The following is a 24,039-nucleotide window of genomic DNA, read 5'->3' on the forward strand; positions in this document are numbered from 1 at the left end:
AGCGGTGTGGGGAGGGATTCGGGTTCGGGTTCGGTGTTGCACGGTTCAAAGAGGGCACTCCTGGCTCAGTCCGTGGTTCGCATCAGATTCCTGTGAAGCTATGTGTTGACGCTCAGAATGGGCAGTCCGCACTTTGGGGGACACCCCCGTGCGGGGGACGGAAGCGACGGCCTTCCTGTTAACTTGCACACCCGTGTGCAGGTTATTACGCTGGAGCCGTGACCACCGCCGACCAGCCCGTCCGTGCGCCCCGCCGCGACGCCACGGAGAACCGGGCAGCCCTCATCGACGCTGCGAAGACCTGTCTCCAGCGTGACCCCGACGCGTCGATCGAGACCATCGCCGCGGCCGCCGGACTGTCCCGGCGCGCGGTGTACGGACATTTCCCCTCCCGCGACGACCTCGTGCGCGAGGTCGTCACGGCCGGGGCCGCCCGGATCGCCGCCGCCATGCCGACCGGCTCCGACCTGCAGGAACTCCCCCCGGCCGCCCGCCTCGCCGCCATCGCGGTGACGCTGTGGTCCGAGGTCTCGCACGTCCGGTCGATGGCCCGGGTCGCCGTCCGGAGCCCCTTCGCCGAACCCGTCGCCGAGGTGTTCGCACCCCTGCGCGCCCAGGTCCGCGACGCGTGCGCCTTCGGGATCGCCGACGGCACGATGCGCGACGACGTCGACCCCGCCACGCTCGGACGCCTGGTGGAGGGCGCCTGCATCGCCGTGCTCGACGAGGCCACCCGCTCCGGGACGCCCGACGAGGACGGCCGCCGCATGGTCGTGCTGTCCGCGCTCGGCATGGCCGGCATCGACTGGCGCACCGCCCTGCTCTCCGAACCCGTGGCCGCCCCCTCCGCGAAGGAGCCCGCATGACACTCGAACTCGACCACGTCGGCATCGGTGACGAGCCGGGTGCCGCGCTGCCCGTCGTCTCCGCCGTCGCCGCTCCCGGGCGCCCCGGGGTCGTCGCCGTCGAGACCGAGCAGTCCCCCGTGCTCGCCTCGCTCGTCGCCGGCGGCCGGATGCGGCCCGACACCGGCCGGCTGCTGCTCGACGGGCACGAGGACGCCGCCGCCGTGCGCCGCACCGTCGCCCTCGTCGACACCCCCGGCATCGCCGAGCCCTTCCCCGTGCTCACCGTGCAGCAGGTCGTGCGCGAGGAGCTCGCCTTCGCCGACCGGCGGCCCAGCCGCGCGCACGTCGACACGGTGCTCGACGAACTCGGCCTCCGCCAGTACGCGGACACCGCCGTGCAGCGCGTGCCGACGGCCGTGCGCGTCCGGCTGCTCGTCGAACTCGCCCTGCTCCGCGACGGCGTGTCCGGCGTCGTCATCACCTCGCCCGAGCGGCACGGCGGCGCCGTCGAGGACTGGTTCACCGTCGTCCGCGACGTCGCCCGGCGCGGCGTCACCGTCGTGCTCGTCACCTCGAAGGCCGCCGCGGCGACCGTCGAGGCCCTGCTCGACACCATCGACGCGACCGACGCGTCCCAGCCCGAGGGTCCCGACGACGCGGCCCTGTCCGACGGAACCGAGCCGGGCCTCCCGTCCGCCCCGTCCGTCACCGCAGAATCCGCAACCGTCCCGACGGAGGCAACCCCGTGACCACCACCTCGCTCGTCCGCGCCGAACTGGCGCGACTCACCGCGACCCCGCTCGCACGACTCGCGTTCATCGCGCTCATGGTCGTGCCGCTGCTCTACGGCGGTGCCTACCTGTGGGCGAACCGCGACCCGTACGCCAAGCTCGACCAGATCCCCGCCGCGATCGTCGACCTCGACGCCGGTGCCACGCTCGACGGCGACCACGTCGACTACGGCACCGACGTCGCGGACGAGGCGATCGACGGCGGCGACTTCAAGTGGACCGAGACGACCGCCGCCGACGCCCGCTCCGGCGTCCGGAACGGCACCTACGACTTCGTCGTGACCATCCCGCACGACTTCTCCGAGCACCTGGTCTCCGCGCAGTCCGACGACCCCACGCAGGCGCAGCTCGTCATGACGACGGCCGACACGAACTCGTACCTGGCGTCGACCATCGCCGAGCAGGCGGGCAAGACCATGCGCACCGCCGTCGCCGAACGGGTCGGCAAGCAGGCCGCGAAGTCCCTGCTCGTCGGCCTCGCCGACGTCCGCGACAGCCTCGGCGACGCCGTCGACGGCGCCGACCAGCTCGCATCCGGCTCGGCGAAGGCGGACACCGGAGCGCACACGCTCGCCGACGGCACCGCGCAGCTCTCCGCCGGAGCAGCCTCGCTCGCCGACGGCACGGCGTCCCTGCCCTCCCAGACCCAGCGCCTCGACAGCGGCGCACAGCAGGTCGCGTCCGGTGCGTCGACCCTGGCGTCCGGACTCGCGAGCGCGCAGCAGCAGACCGCCGCACTGCCCGCGCAGACGCAGCAGCTCAACGCGGGAGCGCAGCAGGTCGCCGCCGGCAACGAGCAGCTCGCCGACACGATCGACTCGTACAGCGCCGACGTCGAGTCGCTCCGGCCCGTCGACGCCGCCACCGTGCTCGCCGACATCACCGACAACCTGCCCGAGGGCGTCGAGCTCACGGAGGAGCAGCAGGCAGCACTGCAGGCGACCGTCACCGACGCCGTCACCCGGGTCAACAGCGCCGGCGCCTCGGCGAAGAGCACCTACGAGACCACGAAGACCTCGGTCGACCGGCTGCGCGACGGCTCCGCGCAGGTCGCGGCCGGCACCTCGTCGCTCGCGTCCGCGGCGCCCACGCTCGCCTCCGGTATCTCCTCGGCCGCGACCGGAGCGTCCACGCTGTCCTCGGGCGCCTCGCAGGTCGCTGCCGGCACGTCGAAGCTGGCCGCGGCCGCTCCCACGCTGTCGTCGGGTGCCGCGTCGCTCGCATCGGGCGCGGCCGCTGCGGACCGAGGCGCCTCGTCGCTCGCCTCGGGCCTGGACGAGCTGAAGAAGGGCTCGGCGAAGCTGGCCCACTCGCTCGACGAGGGCCGCACGAAGATCCCGGCGTCGGACGCCTCGCAGCGGGAGTCGCAGGCCTCGGTCATCTCCGACCCGGTCACCGTCGGGGACGACAACGTCGCCGCCGCGTCGAACTACGGCGCCGGCCTCGCCCCGTTCTTCATCTCGCTGGCGGCCTGGATCGGCATGTACGCGCTGTTCCTCATCCTCAAGCCGATCTCGAAGCGTGCCATCACTGCGGCACGCAAGCCCCTCGCGGTGGTGTTCGGCGGCTGGCTGACCCCGGCACTGCTCGGACTCGTGCAGATGGCGGCGCTGTTCCTGATCGTGCGGTTCGCGCTCGACCTCGACGTCGTGCACGCCGGCGGCACCATCGGCGTCATGGTGCTGGCCTCGGCGACCTTCGCCGCGATCATCATGGCGCTCAACGTGCTGCTCGGATCGGTCGGACAGTTCCTCGGGCTCGTGCTCATGCTCGTGCAGCTCGTCACCGCCGGCGGCACGTTCCCGTGGCAGACCCTGCCGGGGCCGTTGGCGGCGCTGCACTTCGCGCTGCCGATGACGTACTCCGTCGACGCGATCCGGCAGACGATGTACGGCGGGGACCTCGGCGCCGCGTGGTCGGACGCGGGCGTGCTGCTGTGCTGGTTGCTCGGTGCGCTCCTGGTGTCCTTCGTGGTGACGGCGCGGCAGACCCGCTCCCGCACGTTGCGCGACCTGCGCCCGAGCCTGATCGGGTAGGGCGGGGCGGTCGGGCCGCGGACGCGCCGGACGCCGCGGGCTCGCGAGTGAGCAGAAGATGACGAGTGTCTCCGGGCGAGGCGTCGTCTTCTGCTCACTCGGTGCGCGACGCACGCCGGACCCGGGACGTCGTGCACGCGAGCAATGTCCGCAGGTGGTCGATCGCGCCGTTCGTGCTCGTGCTCAGGTCGGACTTGGTCCACCGGACGACCGCCCACCCGAGTCGTTCCATCGCACGGTAGCGGCGGAGGTCTCGACCCCACTGTTCGGCATCGGTCCGGTGGTGGTCGCCCTCGTACTCGACGACGACGCGCTGCTCCGGGTACGCCATGTCGACCCTGCCGACGAAGCGCCCGGCCTCGTCGAACACGTCGACCTGCAGCTCCGGCTCGGGCAGCCCGGCGCGCACGATCGCCAACCGCGCCCGGGTCTCCTGCGGCGAACCGGCGCCCACGCGCACGAGCTCGAGCGCCGCACGCAGCTTCCGTACCCCGCGCCGAGCACCGACCGCAGCGAGCGCGGCGGCGAGGTCGTCCGGCGTCGTCGCACAGCGGCGCTCGGTGACGATCGCGTCGCCGAGCACGACGAGCTGATCGACGTCGAGCACCGTCCCGCACTCGATCCAGAGGGTGGCCGGACTGCTCGCGGGAACCCCGTGACGTGATCGGATCGAGGCGTCTGCAGCCGTCACCCGGTGCCCGACCACACCGGCGCGGCGGGGCTGCGCCTGGGGCAGGATGCTCGTGACGTGCACGGGGTCGTCCACCGACTGCGGGACCGGGAGCCCCCAGAGCACGGCTGCCGACAAGTGGCTGACGAACTGGCCGGGCAGCAGGACCGGACGCAGCGCACGGATGCGCTGCACCGCGTCCGGAGGGTGGTCCCGCTCCCAGCGCACCGAGCGGGTCGGGCGGACGAGGTCCCGACGCTGGAGCCGCGCACGAGGGACACCCGCGCGGTCGGCCGCTCCGACGTCGAACGGTCGCCCCCGGAGTGACGGGGGAAGTGGACGTGGTCGCATGCCGGACACGATCGCGCACCGCGCCCCTGCCCGCGGCACGGCAGCGCCGCGCGTGGACGACGCACCCCGTGCCTCCAGTGTGGAGGACTGGTACCCCACTCCCCCTGCCGCCATCAACACGCCGCCACACACTCCACGCCGCACAACCGAGTGAGCAGAAGACGACGGGTCAGTGTGCAGTACCCATCGTCTTCTGCTCACTCGACGCCGTCGGAGTGCACGGTCGCGCCGCCCGCTACGATCGACGCACGAACCAACGGAGGTCGAAGCGCATCATGGGAGACGGCAAGCCCGCGACCATCTACGACGTCGCCGCGCGCGCCGGGGTGTCGAAGTCCCTCGTCTCCCTGGTGTTGCAGCGGTCCTCGCGGGTGAGCGACCAACGGCGCGAGGCCGTCCTCAAGGCCATCCAGGAGCTCGACTACCGGCCCTCGACGGCGGCGGTCTCGCTCGCGGGCACGCGCAGCCGGACCGTGGGCGTGGTGCTCGACGACTTCCGGAACCAGTGGTTCGTCGACCTGCTCACCGGTCTGCGCGAGTCGCTGCAGGACCAGGGCCACCGGCTCGTCGTCGCCGACCGGTTCCTCAACACGGGGCTCGACGCCTCGCCGGTCGAGGGCTTCCTGTCCATGCGTGTCGAGGGCATCGTCATCGCCGGCGAGCCGGACACCGACCTGGCGATCCCGGCCTCGATGCCGTTGGTGATCGCCGGCGGCCGTGTGTCGATCCCCCGCGCGGACACGGTGGCGAACGACGACCGCGCCGGTGGCGGCATGGCCGCCGAGCACCTGCTCGACCTCGGCCACACGCGGCTCGGCTTCGTCGGCGCACGCTCGGCCGCGTCCGCCGAACGGCGCGCCGGGTTCGAGGCCGCGGCGTCCGGGCGTGCCTCGGTGTGCGTCACGGTCCTGCCGGAGGAGCCCACCGAGGACGCCGGCTCACGCGGTCTGCGCGCGCTGCTCGACGAGCACCCCGACGTCACGGCGGTCTTCGCGGCGAACGACGTCATGGCGCTCGGCGCGATGTCCGAGCTGGCGGAGCGGGGCCTCCGCGTCCCCGAGGACGTCTCGGTCATCGGCTACGACGACACCCCGGTCGCGGCGACGCGCTACGTGGGACTCACGAGCATCGACGACCGCAGCGTCGAGATCGGCCGCGGTGCCGGTGAACGGCTGCTCGCGCGGATCGCCGACCCCACGGTGGCCGCCACCGAGGTCCTCGTCGAGCCCCGGCTCGTCGCGCGCCGCACCACTGCGCCGCGCTGACCCGGGGGCCTTCGGCGCGCAGCGTGGTGCACTCCGCGCGGCACCCAGTGAGCAGAAGACGTCGGGTCCACCCATCCGACCCGACGTCTTCTGCTCACTCGACGCCCGCGCGGCACCGCGCGGCACCGCGCGACGCGGCCCGCCGCCGAACCACGGCCTCCGCCCCGCCCTACGGCGCCAGCAACCCCAGCAACCGCGCCTGCTCGACGGCGTCGCGCCGGGACGACACCCCGAGCTTCCGGTAGACGCTGCGGACCTGCGTCTTCACCGTGTTCACCGACACGTGCAGCTCCGCCGCGATCCCGGGCACGCTGTGCGGGGCGGCCAGCAGTGCGAGCACCACGGACTCCCGCTCGGACAGCACCACCGACACGTCGGGTCCGGGCATCACCGAGGACAGGGACGACACCGAGGCGAACAGCGCCCGCGCCCGGGCATCGTCGGCGACCTCGAGCAGCTGCAGGACGTCGTCGCGGGGCGGGGTGAGCAGCTCCGCGCGCATGCCGTGCCGGTCGAACATGTCGACGGCCTCGCAGAAGGACGCGACCGCGCCGTGCACGTCCCCGGTCCGCCGCAGCGCCACCGCGCGGAGCAGCACGAGCAGTGCGGTCGTCCGCGCCTCGTACCGGCCGCCCTGCGCGAAGACGGCGGTGACGAGGTCGAGGGCACGCTGCGGCTCGTTGCGGGCGAGCGCGAGACCGACGTGCTCCGCGGCGTTCCAGCCCTGGACGGGGCCGAGGGCCTCGAGGCCTCGCTCCGCCTGCGGCAGCTGTCCGGCGGCGAGCTGCAGCCGCACGCGCGCCCGTCCGAGCAGCCGGGCGCCGACCCCGCCCGCGACCGCCCGCATCCGGTAGCGCTGCGCCTCGGCGTCGAGCGCGGCGAGCTGGTCGGCCGGCGGCACGCGTCCGGCGATGGTCGTGGCGCGCGCCCGCAGGGTGAGGACGAGGGGCCAGTGCTCGAACGCCCCGAAGAGCGGGTCGACGCGGTGCAGCAGCGCGAGGACGGTGGCGGTGTCGCCGTCCTCGAGCGCGACGACGGCGCTCGCCAGTGCGCCGGTGGGCAGGTCGAGCACGCCGTCGACCGAGAGCAGTCGCCGGGCGACGTCGACCTCGCCGGCCAGGGCGTGCACGAGCGCGGTGAGGCCGTCGGCGGCGGCGCGTTGCAGTGCTCCGTCCGGCCCGTCGGTCGGCTCGACGTGCACCAGGGTCGCGAGCGCCGTCTCGACGTCCCCCGCGGTCAGCGCGGTGGCGGCGAGCTGTTGCAGGACGAACGGGAGGCGCGGTGCCAGTCGGTCGCCGGCCGCCGCGTCGAGCGCGGCGAGGCGTTCGCGGACCGCGTCCGCCGCGCGTTGCGCGCCGGCGTCGTCGCCGGTGATGCGACGGGACTGCATCTCGATCGCGGCGAGGAAGACCGCCTCGGCCGGGTGGGCGGTCCCGATGACGGCGGCGACGGAGGGCACGACGGCTGCGTTCACCCGGGACGCCCGTGCGTGGTGCCGGTCGGCGGTGGACTCGGCGCGCGCGATGGCGGCGAGGACGACGGGGTACCGGGCCGCCCGACGGGGTCGGACCGGGTCGAGCAGCCGCGCGATGGTCGGCGCTCCGGGACCGGTCAGCCGGGTCCACGCGGTCGTCAGCACGTCGGAGAGCAGCTCGAGGTCGTCGAGCTGCACGGCGGCGTCCACGGCGGTGACGGTGTCGTCGTGGGTGATCGCCCAGGCCGCTGCCCGTCGTGCCACCTCGCGCTGCCGGTCGGGGTCGCGTGCGGCGCCGGCGGCCCGGAGTGCGCCGGCGGTGGCGTCGAACCAGGTGAAGCCCTGCCCGCGGACGGTGCCGAGTCCAGCAGCCGCGGCCGCGCGGCACACCGCGACGGGGTCGACCGACGGGTCGTCCGCGAGCTCCGCGAGGAACGCGACGGGCGCCGACCGGACGACGGCGGCGCGTTCGGCGAAGCTCCGCAGCGCGGGGTCCTCGACGGTGCCGATCCAGTCGGCCGTGGCGGTGTCGACGGCAGCGTGGAAGCGGCTGCCGAGGTCGACGGGCGGACGGTCCTCGGCGGCGACCGCGGCGGCCGCGGCGGCGAGCACGCCCACCAGCCCGCCGACGCCGTCGACGGTGCGTGCGACGACGACCGGGGCGACGACGACGCCGACGCTCCGCCCGAGCAGGGTCGCGGCCTCGGTGGCGTCGAAGGCGAGGTCCGCGCCGTCGAGGACGACCGCGTGGGTGTCCGCGGCGATCCGGTCGAGCGTCGGGCCCGCCCCGCCGGCCAGGACCACGGGGACGTCGGTGGCACGGGCGAGGAGCGCGTGGAGGCCCTCGGCGCCGAACAGGTGCGCGTCGTCGACCACCAGGACGGCGTCGTCGTCCTGGTCGCCGGGTGTCAGCCCGGTCACGACGGTCCGCTCGGTCTCCGATGCCCAGTGCCGGACCAGGGTGGTGACGCCGGACCGTGGCGGGCCGGCGACCACGACGGGTCGACCGGTCTGCAGCGCGCTCTCGATCCTGGCGAGCAGCCGTGGTCGCTCGACCCGGTGTCGCGGCGTGCCTCGGACACCGCTCACGTGAGCGGTGTCCGAGGGGCGGTGCAGCGGTGGCACGGTCCGGGCCGGGCCGGTCTCAGGCTGCGAACCGCTCCACGCGCAGCACGCAGGACAGTCCGCTCTCCGACGTGCCGATGGTGGTGGACCAGTCGTCCGAGGCGCCGGCGGCGACGCTGTCGACGTCGACCTCCTTGACGGCCCGGGTGTCGGACTGGCCCTTGAGCAGCGAGACGTAGATGCGGTAGCCCTGCGCGCTCTTCGCGGGGTTCTCCACCGTGCCCTCGACGGCCCACTCCGAGCCGGACTTCTTGCACGAGCTGACCTGGACGTCCTTCAGGGCGCCGACGTACTCGCCGTCGCCGCCCGCCGGGGTGTCGACGTCGGTGATCGCCGGACGCTCGGTGGCGGTCGCCCGCGCGGTCGCCGTCCCGGAGGCCTTCCCGTCCGGCCCGTCGCCGCCGGAGCAGCCGGCCAGGCCGATGCCGAGCGCGGCGGCGCCGGCGATCGCGAGCAGGCGGACGGGCAGGGAGCGCGTGGGGCGCAGGGTCATCGGTGTTCCTTCCGGGTGCGGCGGCGGCTCCCGAGGGCCGCCGTTGCGATGCCGAGCGCCAGCAGGAGTGCGGCGACGGCGATGGCCGGGACGGGGTCGGAACCGGTGAACGCGAGGGCGGGGACCCCAGCGGCCGGGTGGACCTCGATCCGGACGGTGTCGGGCGCGGACACGATCGGGCCGTCACCGGGCAGGGCCCCGGGCTGCGGCGTCCCGATCGCCGTCGCGCTGTTCTCGACGCTACCGGACGCGCCGTCGGCACGGCTGATCGTGTACGTCGCGGTGGCGGTGACGCGCTCCCCCGGTGCGAGGGTGCCCGGCGTGCCCGGCCAGTCGCCGTACACGACGTCCGACAGCCCGGGCATCCGGTCGTCCACGCGCACGTCGTGCAGCGTGACGGTGCCCGTGTTGACGAGGGTGAAGCCGTAGACCAGCTGCTGGCCCACCCGCCCGTCGGTGCCCTCGGCGTACTGCACGGTCTTCGTGACCGTCAGTCCGCCCACGCCGTCGCCGGGGGTCGGCGGGGTCGGCGGCGTCGTGCCGGTCGGCGCGGTCGGGGTGATCGCGGTCGAGGGGTCGCTGCCGACGACGACCCCACCGGGGCCGGTGCCGCCGGCGGTGGCGGTGTTCACGACGGAGCCGGCGTCGACGTCCGCCTGGGTCACGGTGTACTGCGCGGTGCCGGTGGTCTGCTCGCCGGGTGCGAGCACGCCGGCGGTGCCGGGCCACTCCCACGTGACGGTGGACAGGCCGGCCATCGGGTCGTCGAGCCGGACGTCCGTCAGGGTCGTGTCGCCGTCGTTCGTGACGGTGAACGTGTACCCGACCCGCTCGCCGGCCGTCGCCGCGGTGCCGGCCGGCAGCGTGCTGCGCTTGTCGAGCGTCAGGTGCGGACCGGACGGCGGCGTCGAGGTCGCCTCGGTCGGCACGGTGGCCGCGCCGCCTGCGGAGGTGCCGGCACCGTCCGGTGCGGTGCCGGTCGCGCGGGCGGTGTTCACGACCCCGCCGGCGTCGACGTCACCGCGGGTGACGACCGAGGTGCCGGTCACGCGGACGGTGTCGCCCGGGGCCAGGGTCCCGGCCTGCCCCGGCCAGGTGGTGCCGGTGGTGGTGAAGCCGGCGAGCTCGTCGGAGACGGTCACGTCGGTGAGCGTCACGGTGCCGGTGTTCGTCGCCTCGACCGCCCAGCGGACCTCGGCGCCGAGGACGGCCGAGCCGGTCGCCTCGCCGCGCTTCGCGACCGTGAGCCCCGGGGTGCCGGTGACCGGGGTCGTGCCGGCGTCCTCGTCGCGGACGACGGTGCCGTCGGGCGCGGTGCCCGTGGTGGTCGCCGTGCTGGTGACCGCGCCCCGGTCGACGTCCGCCTGGGTCAGGGTGTACACCGCGGTGGCCGTCGCGACCTGCCCGGGGCGGAGGACACCCGGTTCGCCCGGCCACGTGACCGTGACGCGTCCGAGGCCCGGCTGCCCGTCGGCGACGGTGACGCCGCGCAGGGTGGCGGCGCCGGTGTTCGTCACCGTGAAGGCGTACTCCACGCGGTCACCGGCACGACCGGCTGCGCCCTCGGCGAGCTGCTGCCGCTTCTCGATGGTGATGCCGGCGGTCGCCGAGCCGAGCGGCACGGTCGTGCTGCCGGTCGCGGTCACGGGGTCGCCGGTCGGCGGGTTCGCCGTCGTCGTGGCGGTGTTCACCACGCTGCCCGCGTCGACGTCGTCCTGGGTGACGGTGTACCGCGCCGTGCCGGTGACGGTCTCGCCGGGGGCGAGCGTGCCGTCGGAGCCGTCGGGCAGGGTCAGCGCGCCGAGCCCGGGCAGCGGGTCGGTGACCGTCAGGTCGCGGACCGTCGTCGTGCCGGTGTTCCGGACGGTGACGCGGTAGTCCACGACGTCGCCGACCGCACCGGTCGCGCCGTCGGCGAGGGCACCGGACTTCGTCAGGGCGAGCTCCGGCGCGCCGGGCAGCACGAGCGTCGCGCCGGCGTCGGCCCGCACGGGGTCGCCGGTGGGCGGCGCGCCGCTCGTGGTCGCCGTCCCGCCGACCGACCCGCGGTCGACGTCGGCCTGCGTCAGGGTCACCGTCGCGGTGGCGGTGACGACCTGCCCGGGTGCGAGCGTGCCGGCGGTGCCCGGCCAGTCGTACGTCGGGTTCCCGACACCCGCCTGGGCGTCCTGCAGCGCGACGCCGGTGAGCGTCGACGTCCCGGTGTTCGTCACCTGGTAGGTGATCGTCACGACGTCCCCGGCCCGCGGCGCGGCGTCGCCGTCCGGCAGCGCGGCCGTCTTCGTGATGCCGATGCGTGCCGCTGCGGGGCCGGTCTCGACGGTCGCGGAGGCGTCCGCGGTGACGACGGAGCCGTCGGGCGCCGTGGCGGTGGCCGTCGAGGGGTTGACGACCCGTCCGGCGTCGAACTGCGCCTGCGTCACGACCGAGGTCGTGGTCGCCGTGACGGACTGTCCCGGCGCGAGCTCGCCGGTGGCGCCCGGCCAGGTCCCGAAGGCCGCGGTGTCGCCGAGCTGCTGCTCGAGCGCGGTGCGGTCGAGCGTGACGGATCCGCTGTTCGTGACGACGTACGTCCAGCGGACGGTGTCGCCGACGGCGCCGGTGGCGCCGGGCGCGAGCGTCCCCTGCTCGGTCAGCGTGAGGGCCGGCGCCGCGGGGATGCGGACCGTCGCCGAGTCGGTCGCGGTGACGGTCGCGCCGCCGGGTCCGGTCCCCGTCGCGGTCGCGGTGGAGGCCTGGGTCCCCCGGTCGACGTCGGCCTGCGTCAGGGCCGTGGTCGCCGTGGCACGTGCGGACTCGCCGGGTGCGAGCACGCCGGCGCGTCCCGGCCAGGTGACCGCGATCGCCGAGGTGCCGGGGCGCGCGTCGGCGAGGGCGACCCCGGTCAGCGTCGCGGTGCCGGTGTTCGTGACGACGTAGCCGAACTCGACGGTGTCGCCGGTACGTCCGGTCGACCCGTCGGCCAGGCGGGCCGTCTTCACGACGTCGACCTGCTGGGTCGAGGTCCGCAGTGCGACCGTCGCGCTGTCCTCCTGGGCACCGGGGTCGGTGACACCCGCGGGCACCCGGGCGTCGGCGGTCGCACGGTTGACCACGCTGCCGGCGTCGACGTCGGTCTGCGTGACGGCGGACCGGGCCGTGGCGGTGACCGACTGCCCGGGGCGCAGCGTGCCGGCGGTGCCGTTCGGCCACGTCGCGACGACGGGCGCGGTGACGCCGGGCAGGTCGTCGCCGACGACCACGTCGGTCAGCGTGACCGTGCCGGTGTTCGTGACGCGGTACGTCCAGTCGATGCGGTCGCCGAGCACACCGGCGGCCCCGTCGGCCAGGGCGCCGGACTTGGCGATCGTCCACGAGCCGGTGCGGACCGTGTCGACCGCTCCGGTCGCGGTCGCCGTGACGACCTCGCCGGACGGCACGGTGCCGGTCGTCGTCGCGGTGCTGCTGATCGAGCCGCGGTCGACGTCGGCCTGGGTGAGCGTGTACGTCGCCGTGGCGGTGACGGCCTGCCCCGGCGCGAGCGTGCCGACGGCGCCGGGCCACGAGCCGTACGACACGGTGCCGAGCCCGGACTGGTCGTCGTCGAGGGTGACGCCGGTCAGGGTGCGGTTGCCGGGGTTCGCGATCGTCCAGGTGAAGGTGACCGTGTCACCCGCGACGCCGGTGCCGGAGGTCACGCGCTCGTCCTTCACGAGTGCGATCCCGTCGGCGGGCACGGCGGTGCGGAGCGTGGTGCCGTCGGTCGCGGTGACGGGCGCGCCGGTCGGCGGGCTCGCCCAGAGCACGGCCTGGTTGACGATGCTGCCGGCGTCGACGTCGGCCTGGGTGACCGTGTACTCGGCGGTCGCGGTGACGACGGCACCGGGCGCGAGCGTGCCCGCGGCGGCCGGCCAGTCGGCGGTGAAGGCGGACAGCCCGGCGAGGCGGTCGGTCACGGTCACGTCGCGCAGGGTCACCGAGCCGGTGTTCTCCGCGCGGACGGCGTACCGCACGGTGTCCCCGACGCGGCCGGTGCCGCCGTCGGTGTACGCGGCGGTCTTCGAGAACGCGACGCGGGGTGCGGGTGCGATCGTGACGGCCCGGGTGTCGGTGGCGCGCACGTCCGTGCCGCCCGGCGCGGTGCCCGTCGCGGTGACGGTGCTGCGCAGGACGCCGGCGTCGACCTCGGCCTGGGTGAGCACGTGCGAGGCCGTCGCGGTGACGGTCTGGCCCGGTGCGAGCCGGCCCTCGGTGGTCGGCCAGTCGCCGAAGACGACGGCGGACACGGCGGTCTGGTCGTCGACGGCGCCGATGCCGGTCAGGGTGACGTTGCCCGAGTTCGTGACCTCGTAGCGGTACTCGACCCGGTCACCGGCGCGGCCGGTCGCGCCGTCGGCGAGGACGGCGGTCTTGACGACGCCGATGCGCGGTCCGGACGCGGCGGTCTCGACGGTGGTGCCGTCGGTCCCGGTGACGTCGGAGCCGTCGGGCGCACGTCCGACCACGGTCGCGGTGTTCGCCACGGAGCCGGCGTCGACGTCGGACTGGCGGATCGTGTAGGTCGCCTCGGCCGTGACGGTCTGGCCGGGCGCGAGCACGCCGACCGAACCGGGCCAGTCGCTCACCGTCGGGTCGCTCAGCCCGGCGAGGCGGTCGCGGAAGTCGAGGAGCTCGACCGTCACGTTGCCGGTGTTCGTCGCGCTGAAGGTGTAGCGGATGCCCTCGCCGGCGGCGCCGGTGGCGCCGGGCGCGAGCCGTCCCTGCTTGTCGAGGGACAGCCCGGGAGCCGCGGCGAGGTCGACGCCGGCGGTGTCGGTGGCGCGCACCGTGCCTCCCGTCGGGGCGACGCCGGAGACGGTGGCGGCGCTCTCGACGCGAGCCGCGTCGACGTCCGCCTGGGTGAGCACGTACGTGGCCGTGGCGGTCACGGACTGACCGGGGGCCAGGCGACCGGCGGTGCCGGACGGCCAGGTGCCGTACGCGACCGACGTGACGCCGATCTGCGCGTCGGTGACCGTGACGCCGGTGAGCGTCTGGTTGCCGCGGTTCGTCAGCGTGTAGTCGAGGCGGACGGTGTCGCCGGCTGCCGGGGTGCCGGTGCCGGTCAGGCGTTCGGTCTTGGTGATCCCGATCGCCGGGGCGCCGTCCGACGTGCGGACGGTGGTGCTGTCCGTGGCCGTGACGTCGTCCCCACGGGCCGGCGTCGCGGTCGCGGTGGCGCCGTTGACGATGCTGCCGGCGTCGACGTCGGCCTGCGTCACGGTGTACGCGGCGCGGGCGACGAGGGACTGCCCGGGGGCGAGCGAGCCGTCGCCGTCCGGCCCGGCCTCGACGGTGACGGGTCCGAGGCCGGCGAGCCGGTCCGCGACCCGCACGCCGTCGACGGTGACCTGACCGGTGTTGACGACTGTGAAGGTGTAGTCGACGGTGTCGCCGACCCGACCGGTCCCGCCGTCCCGGAACGCGGCGCGCTTCGTGAGCGACACCGCGGCCGGCGCGGTGAGCGCGACCGTCCCCTGGGCGCTGTCGGTGACCTCGGTGCCGCGCGGGCTGGTGCCCGTCGCGGTCGCGGTGCTGCCGACGGTGCCGCGGTCCACGTCCGCCTGGGTCAGCGTGTACGTGGCGGTCGCGGTGACGGTCTGCCCGGGCGCGAGGGTGCCGACGCCGGACGGCCAGGTGCCGAACTCGATGTCGGACAGGCGCGCCTGGGCGTCCGTCAGCGCGACGCCGGACAGCGTCGCCGTGCCGGTGTTCGTGATCGTGTACCCGAGGCGCACGGTGTCGCCGGCCACACCGGTGGCGTCGTCGACGAGGCGCTCGGTCTTGTCGAGGCGGATGCCGGGGGCGGCCGCCGCCAGGGCGACGGTCGCCGCGTCGGACGCCGTGACGGTGTCGCCCGACGGCGTGCTGCCGGTGACGGTGGCGTCGTTGAGCACGCTGCCCGCGTCGACGTCGGCCTGGGTGACGCGGTACGTCGCGGTGCCGGTGACGGTGTCGCCCGGCTCGAGCCGCCCGGCGGCGCCGGACCAGTCGTCGATCGTGACGGCGGAGACGCCGGAGAGCACGTCGGCGACGCCGACGCCGGAGAGCGTCACGTTCCCGGTGTTGGTGACGCGGAAGCCGTAGCGGACGGTGTCGCCGACCGCGCCGGTCGCGCCGCCGAGGGTGCCGGTCTTGTCGACCGACAGGGCGCCCCGCGGGGTCACCGTGACGCCGGCGTCGTCGGAGGCCGCGACCGTCGCGCCCCGGGGCGGGACGCCGGTGGCGGTCGCGGTGCTCGCGACCCCGCCACGGTCGACGTCCTGCTGGGTGAGCGTGTACGTGGCGTGCGCGACGACCGACTGCCCCGGTGCCAGGCGGCCGGCGGTGCCGGAGGGCCAGGCGTCGAAGCGCACGGCGGAGACGCCGGGCTGGCCGTCGGCGACGGCGACGTCGGTCAGCGTCACGTCGCCGCGGTTCGTCACCGTGACGGTGAGCTCCACGGTGTCGCCGGTCGCACCGGTGGCGCCGTCGGCCAGCGCCTCGGACTTCTGCACCGCGATCGCGGGCGCGCCGGGTGTCGTGACGACCGTCCGGGTGCCCGAACCGGACGTGGTGGTGCCGGCGGGCGTGGTGCCCGTCGTGGTGGCGGTGTTCGCGACCGACCCGGCGTCGACGTCGTCCTGCGTGACGGTGCGGTCCGCGGTGACGACGACGGCCTGTCCCGGCGCGAGCGTGCCCGCCGTGGCGTTCGGCCAGGTGGTGGTCGGGGTGCCGAGGCCCCGGAGCGGGTCGGACACCGTGACGTCGGTGAGCGTGGTCTGCCCGGAGTTCGTCGCGGTGACGGTGTAGCGGACGACGTCCCCGGCGCGGACGGCGCCGATGCTGCCGCCGCCGACGGTCGCGGCGGTCTTCCGGGTGGCGATGCCCGAGGTCGGCGCGAGCGTCACGGAGCCGTCGTCGGTGGCGCTGACGGCCTCGCCGCTGCGCCGGTCGGTCGCCGTGGTCGTGGCGACGCTGGTGAGCGCGACGCCGTCCGCGGTGTCCGCCGCGGCCCGGTCGACGTCGGCCTGGGTCAGGCGGTACGTCGCCGTGGCGGTGACGGACTGCCCGGGTGCGAGGGACCCGGTGGTGCCGGACGGCCACGCACCGTAGGCGATCGCGCCGAGGCCCGGCTGGGCGTCCGTCAGCGCGACGCCGGTCAGGGTCGTGGTGCCGGCGTTCGTGATCGTGTACCCGAACCGGACGGTGTCGCCCGCGACCCCGACGGCGCCGTCGGCCAGCGCCTCGGTCTTGTCGAGCGTGATCGTCGGGGCCGAGGCGTCCACCCCGGTGGTGCTCGTCGTCGTCCGCGTGATCGCGGAGCCGGTCGGCGGGCTCGCGATCGCGTTCGCGCTGTTGAGCACGCTGCCGGCGTCGACGTCGGCCTGGCTGATCGTGTACGCGGCGGTGGCCGTGGCGACCTGGCCCGGCGGCACGACCCCCGGGGCCGCGGGGTCGGGCCAGCGGTACTCGAGCACGCCGACGCCCTGCAGCTGGTCCGTCATCTGGAGCAGGTCCAGCGTCGTGTTGCCGGTGTTCCGCGCGGTGAGCGTGAACGTCAGGCGGTCGCCGACACCGGCCGTGCTGCCCGCGGGGACGCCGCTCTTCGAGAAGTCGAACGTGTTCACCTGGGTGACGGGCACCGTGCGGTAGCTCGTCGCGGTGACGGCCGCACCGGTCGGCGGGGTGCCGGTGGTGCGCGCCGGGCTCGTGACGTAGCCGGCGTCGATGTCGGCCTGCGTCAGCGTGTGCACCGCGGTGGCGGTGACGGTCTGGCCGGGTTCGAGGCGGTTCGCGGTGCCGGAGGGCCAGGTGCTGTAGCGGACGGAGCCCGCGTCGGCGCCGTCGTCCGTGACGGTGACGCCGGTCAGCGAGAAGTCGCCGGTGTTCGTCACCGTGTACCCGAGGAGCACCGGGTCGCCGGGCTGCGGCGTGCCGGTCCCGGGGACGGAGGCCTGCTTGACGATGCCGATCGCCGCCGTGTTGTCCGCCGCGGTGGCGATGGTCACGGTGGCGTCGCGGCTCGTGGACGCGCCACCGGGCGTGGTGCCGGCGACGGTCGCGGTGTTCGTGATGCTGCCGGCGTCCACGTCGGTCTGGGTCACGGTGTAGCGCGCGGTCGCCCGGACGCGTTCGCCGGGGGCCAGGGAGCCGGTGCTGCCGCCGGACCACTCGAGGTCGCGCAGCGCGGGGGTCCCGTCGATCGGGGTCGCGGTGGCGAGGCCGACGAGCTGGTCCCGCAGCGTCAGGTCGGTCAGGGTGACCGAGCCGGTGTTCGTGGCGAGGAACGAGAACACCACGGTGTCTCCGACGCGGCCGCTCTCGACGGCGCCGGCGGCGTTCGTGTCGTAGCGTGCGGTCTTCGTCAGCGCGACGGCCGGCTGCGGCGTGATCGTCACGCCGTCGGTGGCGGACGCGGTCACGCGGGTGCCGGCGGGCGTGGTGCCGAACGCCGTCGCCGCGGAGCGGATGCCGCCCGCGTCGACGTCGGACTGGCTGAGCGAGTAGGTGGCCGTGGCGGTGGCCGAACGGCCCGGTGCCAGGGTGATGGTCGTGTCGCCGTCGGCGAAGACGACGCTCGAGACACCGCGCTGCGCGTCCTGCACGCCGACGACGGTGAGCGTGACGTTGCCGGTGTTCGTGACGACGTAGCGCATGTCGACCTGCTCGCCGGCGACGGCGGCGCGGGTCGTCGAGCCGTCGGCGTCGAAGGTCTCGACCTTGCTGATGCCGAGGCCGGGCGCCGCGTCCGAGGTGCGCACGGTGGCGGCGGAGGTGGCGGTGACGGTCGCCGGGTCGGTGCCGGAGGGCGCGGTCCCGGTGACGGAGGAGGTGTCCACCAGGGACCCGGCGTCGACGTCGGCCTGGGTGACGGTGGAGGTGCTGGTCGCGGTGAGGGTCTCACCCGGGGCCAGGGTGTTCGGCGCGTTCGGCCACGCGTAGGTGACGGTGCCGCCGAGGGCGTGCACGACCTCGGGGACCGTCAGCGTCACGGTGCCGGTGTTCGTCGCCTGGTACGTCCAGGTGACGACGGAGCCGACGCCGCCGTTGCCACTCGTCACGGAACCGGTCTCGGTCAGCGCGACCCCGGGCGTGCGCTTCGGCACGACCGAGCCGGTGTCGGTGGCGCGGACCGTCACGCCGCCGGGCGAGACGCCCGTCGTGGTGGCGTCGCTCGCGACCCGGCCGCGGTCGACGTCCGCCTGGGTGAGCGTGTACGTCGCCGTCGCCGTGACGGACTGGCCGACGGCGAGCGTGCCGGCGGTGCCGGACGGCCAGGTGCCGAACGCGAACGCCGAGTGCCCGGACTGGTCGTCCGTGAGCGTCACGTTCGTCAGGGTCTGGTTGCCCGTGTTCGTGATCGTGTAGCCGAGCCGCACGGTGTCACCGGCGACGCCGGTCGCACTGGTGGCGAGGCGCTCGGTCTTCGCCAGCGTGATCGCCGGGGCCCCGGAGGCCGGGGTCACGGTGGCCGAACCGGTCGCGCGGACCGTGCCGCCGCCCGGCGTGGTCGCCGCCGAGGACGCGGTGTTCACGATGCTGCCCGCGTCGACGTCCGCCTGGGTGATCGTGTAGGTCGCGGTGCCGCGGACCGTCTGCCCCGGGGCGAGGGTGCCCGCGGTGCCGGACGGCCAGGTGCCGTAGGTGATCCCGGACAGCCCGGACAGCGGGTCGGTGACGCCGACGCCGCCGAGGGTCGTCGTGCCCGTGTTCGACACGTCGAAGCGGTAGGTCACGGTGTCGCCGACCCGACCGGTGCCGCCGACGACGGCGCTCTTCGCCACGGCGATGCCGGGTGCGGGCGCGATGGTCTGCGCGGCGGTCGCGGGGGTGCTCACCGCGGTGCCCTGCGGGTTCGTGCCGGAGACGGTGGCGCGGTTCGCGACCGTGCCGGCGTCGACGTCGGCCTGCGTCAGCGTGTAGGACGCGGTCGCGGTCACGGTCTGCCCGGGGGCGAGGCGCCCCGCCGTGCCCGGCCACTGGTACGTCAGCGCGCCGAGGCCCGCGTGCGGGTCGGTGATCGTGACACCGGTGAGCGTCTGGTTGCCGGCGTTCGTCGCGCGGAAGGAGTAGTCCAGGGTGTCGCCGGCGCGGCCGCTGTACCCCGCGCCGGTGGCGACGGCCTTGGTGAACGTCAGCGCCGGGTTGCCGGCGAGCGGCACGGTCCCGGAGCCCTGGGCGGTCGCGGTCGTCGTGCCCGACGGACCGGTGCCGGTCGCGGTGGCGGTGTTCGTGACCGAACCGGCGTCGAGGTCGGCCTGGGTGACGGTGCCGGTCGCCGTCGCGGTGACCGTCTGGCCCGGCGCCAGGGTCCCGGCGGTGCCGGAGGGCCAGGTGCCGTAGGTGAGCGCGGAGAGCCCGGCGAGCGAGTCGGTCGCGCCGACGCCGGTGAGCGTCGTGTTGCCGGTGTTCGTGATCCGCAGCGTCCAGGTCGCGGTGTCGCCCGCGGTGCCGGTCGAACCGGCGGCGAGCGCTCCCGACTTGGCGACGCTGACGGCGACGGTGCGGTCCACCGACACCGTGGCCGCTGCGGCCTGGCTGACGGCGGTGCCGCGGGGCGTCGTGCCGGCGACCGTCGCGGTGTTGCGGACGGTGCCCGCGTCGACCTGCGCCTGGGTGAGCGTCGAGGTGGCCGACGCGGTCACGGTCTGTCCCGGTGCCAGGCGCCCGGTGGCCCCCGGCCAGGTGTACGTGACGGTGGAGATCCCGGCGAGCTGGTCCGTGATCGTGACGCCGGTGAGCGTGACGTTGCCGGTGTTGCGGGCCGTGAAGGTCCAGTTCACCGTGCCGCCGGCCGCGGGGGTGCCGGAGCCGGCGAGGGTGCCGGTCTTCGCGAACGACAGGGTGCCGTTCGACGGGACCTGGAGCGTGTTCGGCGAACTCGCGGTGATCGTCGTCGTGGCGGGCGTGCGGGCCGACACCTGTGCAGTGTTCACCACGCTGCCGGCGTCGACGTCGGCCTGGGTGAGCGTGTAGCGCGCCGTCGCGGTGACGGTCTGCCCGGGGGCGAGCGTGCCGGCGGTGCCGGACGCCCACGTGCCGTAGGTGACGGTCGAGACGCCGGCGAGGGCGTCGCTGATCGTCACCGCGGTGAGGGTCTGGTTGCCGGTGTTCCGGGCCGTGAACGTGTAGTCGACGGTGTCGCCCGCGGCGCCGGTCGCACCGGCGGCCAGCGCACCGGTCTTCGACACGGTGATGCCGGGTGCCGACGGCACCGTGGTGCGGGCGGTCGCGGCGTTCGTCGCGGTCGAGCCGTCCGGTGCGGTGCCGCGCGCGGTCGCGGTGTTCTGCACGGAACCGGCGTCGACGTCCTTCTGGGTGAGCGCGTAGGTCGCCGTCGCGGTGGCGGTCTGCCCCGGCGTCAGGCGGCCGCTCGTGCCCGGCCACGAGTACGTGAGCGCGGACAGCCCGGCGAGCGGGTCGCTCACGGCGACGCCGGTGAGCGTCGTGTTGCCGGCGTTCCGGACCGTGAACGTGTACGTGACGGTGTCACCGACGGCGCCGGTCGCCCCGGAGGCGAGCGCGCCGGTCTTCGTGATCGCGATGCCGGGGGCGCGCGAGAGCGACACCGCCGCGGTCGTCGTCGACGACGCGGACTGGCCGGTGCCGTCGGCACGCGTGTTGCCCGCCGCGGTGGCGGTGTTCACGATGCTGCCGGCGTCGACGTCGGCCTGGGTGAGGGTCGAGGTCGCGGTGGCGGTGACCGTCTGGTTCGGGTCGAGCCGTCCGGCGGCGCCCGGCCACGCGTAGGTGCGGGCCGAGATGCCGGCGAGCTCGTCGGCGATCGCGACGCCGTACAGCGTGGTGTTGCCGGTGTTCGTCGCGCTGAACTGCCAGTTCACGGTGTCGCCGACCTTGCCGGTGGCGCCGCTCGCGAGCGAGCCGGTCTTCGTCAGCGCGATCTTCTGCGCCGAGGCGATGTCGACGGTCTTCGTCGTCTGGCCGCTCGTCACGGTGGTGCCGGAGGGGTTCGTCCCGGAGGCGGTGGCGGTGTTCGTGATCGAGCCGGCGTCGACCTGCGCCTGCGTCAACGTCGACGTGGCGGTGGCGGTGACGGACTGCCCGGGAGCGAGGCGACCGGTCGTGCCGGAGGCCCAGGTGCCGTAGGCGATCGTCGAGATCCCGGGGAGCGGGTCGGCGATCGTCACCCCGGTCAGCGTGCGGTTGCCGCCGTTGGTCACCGTGAAGGTCCAGTTCACGGTGTCCCCGGCCCGTCCGGTCGCGCCGGACGCCAGGCTCCCGTTCTTGACGACGGTCAGACTGGAGGCATCGGTCACCGACACGGTCGCCGTCGCGTCCGGCGCGGTGACGGTCCCGCCCGACGCGCCGCGGCCGGAGGCCCCGGCGGTGTTCACGACGCTGCCCGCGTCGACGTCGGTCTGGGTGAGCGTGTACGTGGCGGCGGCCGTCACGGACTGCCCGGGCGCGAGCGTGCCGGTCGTGCCCGAGGGCCACGTGCCGTACGTCAGCGCGGAGACGCCGCTCAGCCGGTCGGTGATCGACGCGGTGGTGACCGTCTGGTTGCCGGTGTTCGTCAGGCGGAAGGACCAGTTCACGGTGTCGCCGGCACGGCCGGTCGACCCGGACGCCAGGGCGCCGGACTTCGTCAGCGCGAGCGCGTTGGCGGCGGGCACGGCGACGGTCGCGGTGGCGGTCGGGGCGGAGACGGTGCTGCCCGAGGCGCTGCGGCCGGAGGCGGTCGCGGGGTTCGTCACGGAGCCGGCGTCCACCTGGGCCTGCGTCAGCGTCGACGTGGCGGTGGCGGTCACCGACTGCCCCGGCGCGAGCCGACCGGTCGTCCCGGAGGGCCAGGTGCCGTAGGAGATCGCGGAGACGCCGGCGAGCTGGTCGGAGATCGTGGCACCGGTGACGGTCTGCGCGCCGGTGTTCGTCAGGCGGAAGGACCAGTTCACGGTGTCGCCGGCACGACCGGTCGACCCGGACGCCAGGGCACCGGACTTGGTGAGCGCGAGGGTGTTCGCGGCGGTGAGCGGCTGCGTGCGGGACGCCGAGGCGGTCGGGCGCGGGCCGCCGTCGGGGTCGGTGCCGGTGACGGTCGCCGTGTTCGCGACGGAACCGGCGTCGACGTCGTTCTGGGTGAGCGTGTAGGTCGCCGTGGCGGTGACGGCCTGGCCGGGCTGCAGCGTCCCGCTCGTGCCCGACGGCCAGGTGCCGTACGTCAGCGCGGAGAGCCCGGAGAGCGGGTCGGTGATCGCGACGCCGGTCAGCGGGCCGGTGCCGTTGTTCGTGGCGGTGAACGAGTAGTTCACGGTGTCGCCGGCTTTGCCGGTGGCGCCGGAGGCCAGGGCGGAGGTCTTGGTGAGGGCGAGCGACGACAGGTAGGTGTTCGTCGAGCCGGTGTCGCTGACGGTGACGGTGGTGTCACCGGCCACCTGGGCGGTCGCGGTCACGGAGCTCGTGGTGGACGCCGCCGTGGGCGGGGGCCCCGTGCACCGGACCGTGGCCGTGGCCCCGGCGGCGAGTGGCCCCGCGATGGTGGTCGACGGCGTGCACGTCTCGGTGTCCGGGAACGTCAGCTGGATGTTCGTCAGCGCGACCGAGCCGTTGTTCGTCACCGTGATGGTGAAGGCGGTGTTCTCCGTCGCGGTGCGGAACTGGTCGTTGACCGTGCCGTCGAGGGTCTTCGACACGCTGAGCGCCGCGGTGGGCACGGACAGCACCGCGTTCTGCAGCAGGTACGAGTCGCCGCTCGTGCCGACCGTGAGCGTCATCGCGGTGTCGCCCTTGTCGACGCCGGACAGCGTCTGCGTGTGCACGTCGACGCTCTGGTTCGTGAACGCGGTGGTGTCGGCGGTCTGCGTGTACCGGACCGAGCCGTCCGCCTGGCCGACGCCGATGTTGCCGCCGGCGTTCTTCGTGTTGAGCACCTCGGTCGGCGACCCGCCCTGCGGGGTGTACCGCATGTAGTCGCCGGTGATCCCGCGGTCGCCCTCGTAGAGCGTGTACCCGAACTTGACGCCGGACTGCAGCGCCGAGAACCCGGTGAAGTTCACGGTGAGGGGGCTGTCCGACGCGGCCTCGCGCACGTGCCCCTGGTAGTAGATGACCTTGTGCGGGGCCGAGTTGGCGTTGCCCGCGATGTAGCGGCCGTAGTCGTAGACCACGGTGAGCGACCAGCCCGCGTAGCAGCCGGCACCGACCGCCGCCCAGACGTTGCCGGCGCTGATCGACAGGGGCGACCCGGTGGCGGCACCGGCGAAGGCGTTCGTGACGTCGGCGGAGGCCGAGTAGTAGAGCGCGCTGGCCTGCGAGGTGGGGTCCTCGAGCAGGGCGTCGGGCGCGACGGAGCGGATCGCCGACGAGCCGACCTTGAGCTGCGCCGGCTGCGTGCGGTAGCCGGCGGCCGCGTCGGGGCGGGTGGCGTACCACTGCGACCCGTTCGCGGAGTTCCCGGAGCAGGTGACGTTCTGCGTCCCGGCGAAGACGCCGGTGTTGGCGCTCCAGTTGAGGGACGCCTTGACGACCGTCGCGCCGGCGGGGATCGTCAGCGTGCCGGTGGACGAGTTCGTGGTGAAGCCGGAGACGGTGTTCGAGTTCACCATCTTGAAGTAGTCGTTGTAGGACGTGGTGGTCGACGAGCCGACGGCGTTCGCGTGCAGGTCCGTGCACGTACCGCTGGTCCCCGTCGCCGTCAGGGCGGTGCCGGAGCAGGCGAGGACGCCGTTGCCGGTCATCGTGAAGTCGCCGTTGACCGTCGCCTGGTAGTTCGGTGCCTGGTCGGCGCCGACGCCCCACTGCACGACCGCGGCCTGGGCGACGCCCTCGGTGCCGAGCGCGACACCGGTCGTGGGGATGAGCACGGCGAGGGCCATCGCGACGCCGCGGAACCACCGGGGACGGGCGACGGACTCCGCGCGGTGGCGGGGACGGCGGGTTGCGAGCAGCAAGCAGTGACCTTCCGGACACGACGAACAGACCCTTGGAGTGGTCGGGTCCACGCTGCCGGGTGGGGATCAGGGTGCGA

8 protein-coding genes are annotated in these 24,039 nt (G+C 74.7%); 4 read left to right on the forward strand and 4 right to left on the reverse strand.

Features of this window, described 5'->3' with window-relative positions:
• Window positions 1-218: 218 nt before the first annotated feature.
• Genes BIU94_RS07890 through BIU94_RS07900 form a run of 3 tightly spaced genes read left to right on the forward strand, consistent with a single transcriptional unit; the run spans window position 219 to window position 3,675 of the window.
• On the forward strand, window positions 219-866 hold the full coding sequence (locus tag BIU94_RS07890) for a TetR/AcrR family transcriptional regulator (protein ID WP_071256897.1): 648 nt from the start codon (window positions 219-221) through the stop codon (window positions 864-866).
• Window positions 863-1,597, forward strand: a complete 735-nt coding sequence (locus BIU94_RS07895; RefSeq protein WP_071256900.1) for a hypothetical protein — start codon at window positions 863-865, stop codon at window positions 1,595-1,597. Before BIU94_RS07890 ends, BIU94_RS07895 begins: the two co-directional genes overlap by 4 nt.
• A complete protein-coding gene (locus tag BIU94_RS07900) occupies window positions 1,594-3,675 on the forward strand; it encodes a YhgE/Pip domain-containing protein (protein ID WP_071256902.1) in 2,082 nt (693 codons plus the stop codon). The genes BIU94_RS07895 and BIU94_RS07900 overlap by 4 nt, the downstream gene beginning before the upstream one ends.
• 94 nt (window positions 3,676-3,769) lie before the next feature.
• Here BIU94_RS07900 and BIU94_RS07905 read toward each other — a convergent pair whose 3' ends face one another.
• On the reverse strand, window positions 3,770-4,540 hold the full coding sequence (locus BIU94_RS07905; RefSeq protein WP_175472171.1) for an endonuclease domain-containing protein: 771 nt from the start codon (window positions 4,538-4,540) through the stop codon (window positions 3,770-3,772).
• A gap of 431 nt (window positions 4,541-4,971) precedes the next feature.
• Between BIU94_RS07905 and BIU94_RS07910 the strand changes: the two genes are divergently transcribed.
• Window positions 4,972-5,961 carry a LacI family DNA-binding transcriptional regulator gene (locus BIU94_RS07910; protein WP_071256909.1) on the forward strand — a complete coding sequence of 330 codons (990 nt, stop codon included), beginning with the start codon at window positions 4,972-4,974 and terminating at the stop codon, window positions 5,959-5,961.
• Window positions 5,962-6,130: 169 nt separating this feature from the next.
• Here BIU94_RS07910 and BIU94_RS18200 read toward each other — a convergent pair whose 3' ends face one another.
• The 3 genes from BIU94_RS18200 to BIU94_RS07925 are packed head-to-tail and all read right to left on the reverse strand — an operon-like array spanning window position 6,131 to window position 23,962.
• The gene (locus BIU94_RS18200) at window positions 6,131-8,524 is read right to left on the reverse strand and encodes a LuxR C-terminal-related transcriptional regulator (protein WP_071290548.1); all 2,394 of its coding nucleotides are present in this window, start codon (window positions 8,522-8,524) and stop codon (window positions 6,131-6,133) included.
• 55 nt (window positions 8,525-8,579) lie between these two features.
• Complete coding sequence (locus BIU94_RS07920; RefSeq protein ID WP_071256913.1) at window positions 8,580-9,053, reverse strand: hypothetical protein; 474 nt, start codon at window positions 9,051-9,053, stop codon at window positions 8,580-8,582.
• Entirely contained in the window at window positions 9,050-23,962 is a 14,913-nt protein-coding gene (locus BIU94_RS07925; RefSeq protein WP_071256916.1) for a CARDB domain-containing protein, read from the reverse strand. The genes BIU94_RS07920 and BIU94_RS07925 overlap by 4 nt, the downstream gene beginning before the upstream one ends.
• Between the last annotated feature and the right edge of the window lie 77 nt (window positions 23,963-24,039).

This window comes from Curtobacterium sp. MMLR14_006 (genome assembly GCF_001864985.1).
Classification (GTDB): Bacteria; Actinomycetota; Actinomycetes; order Actinomycetales; family Microbacteriaceae; genus Curtobacterium.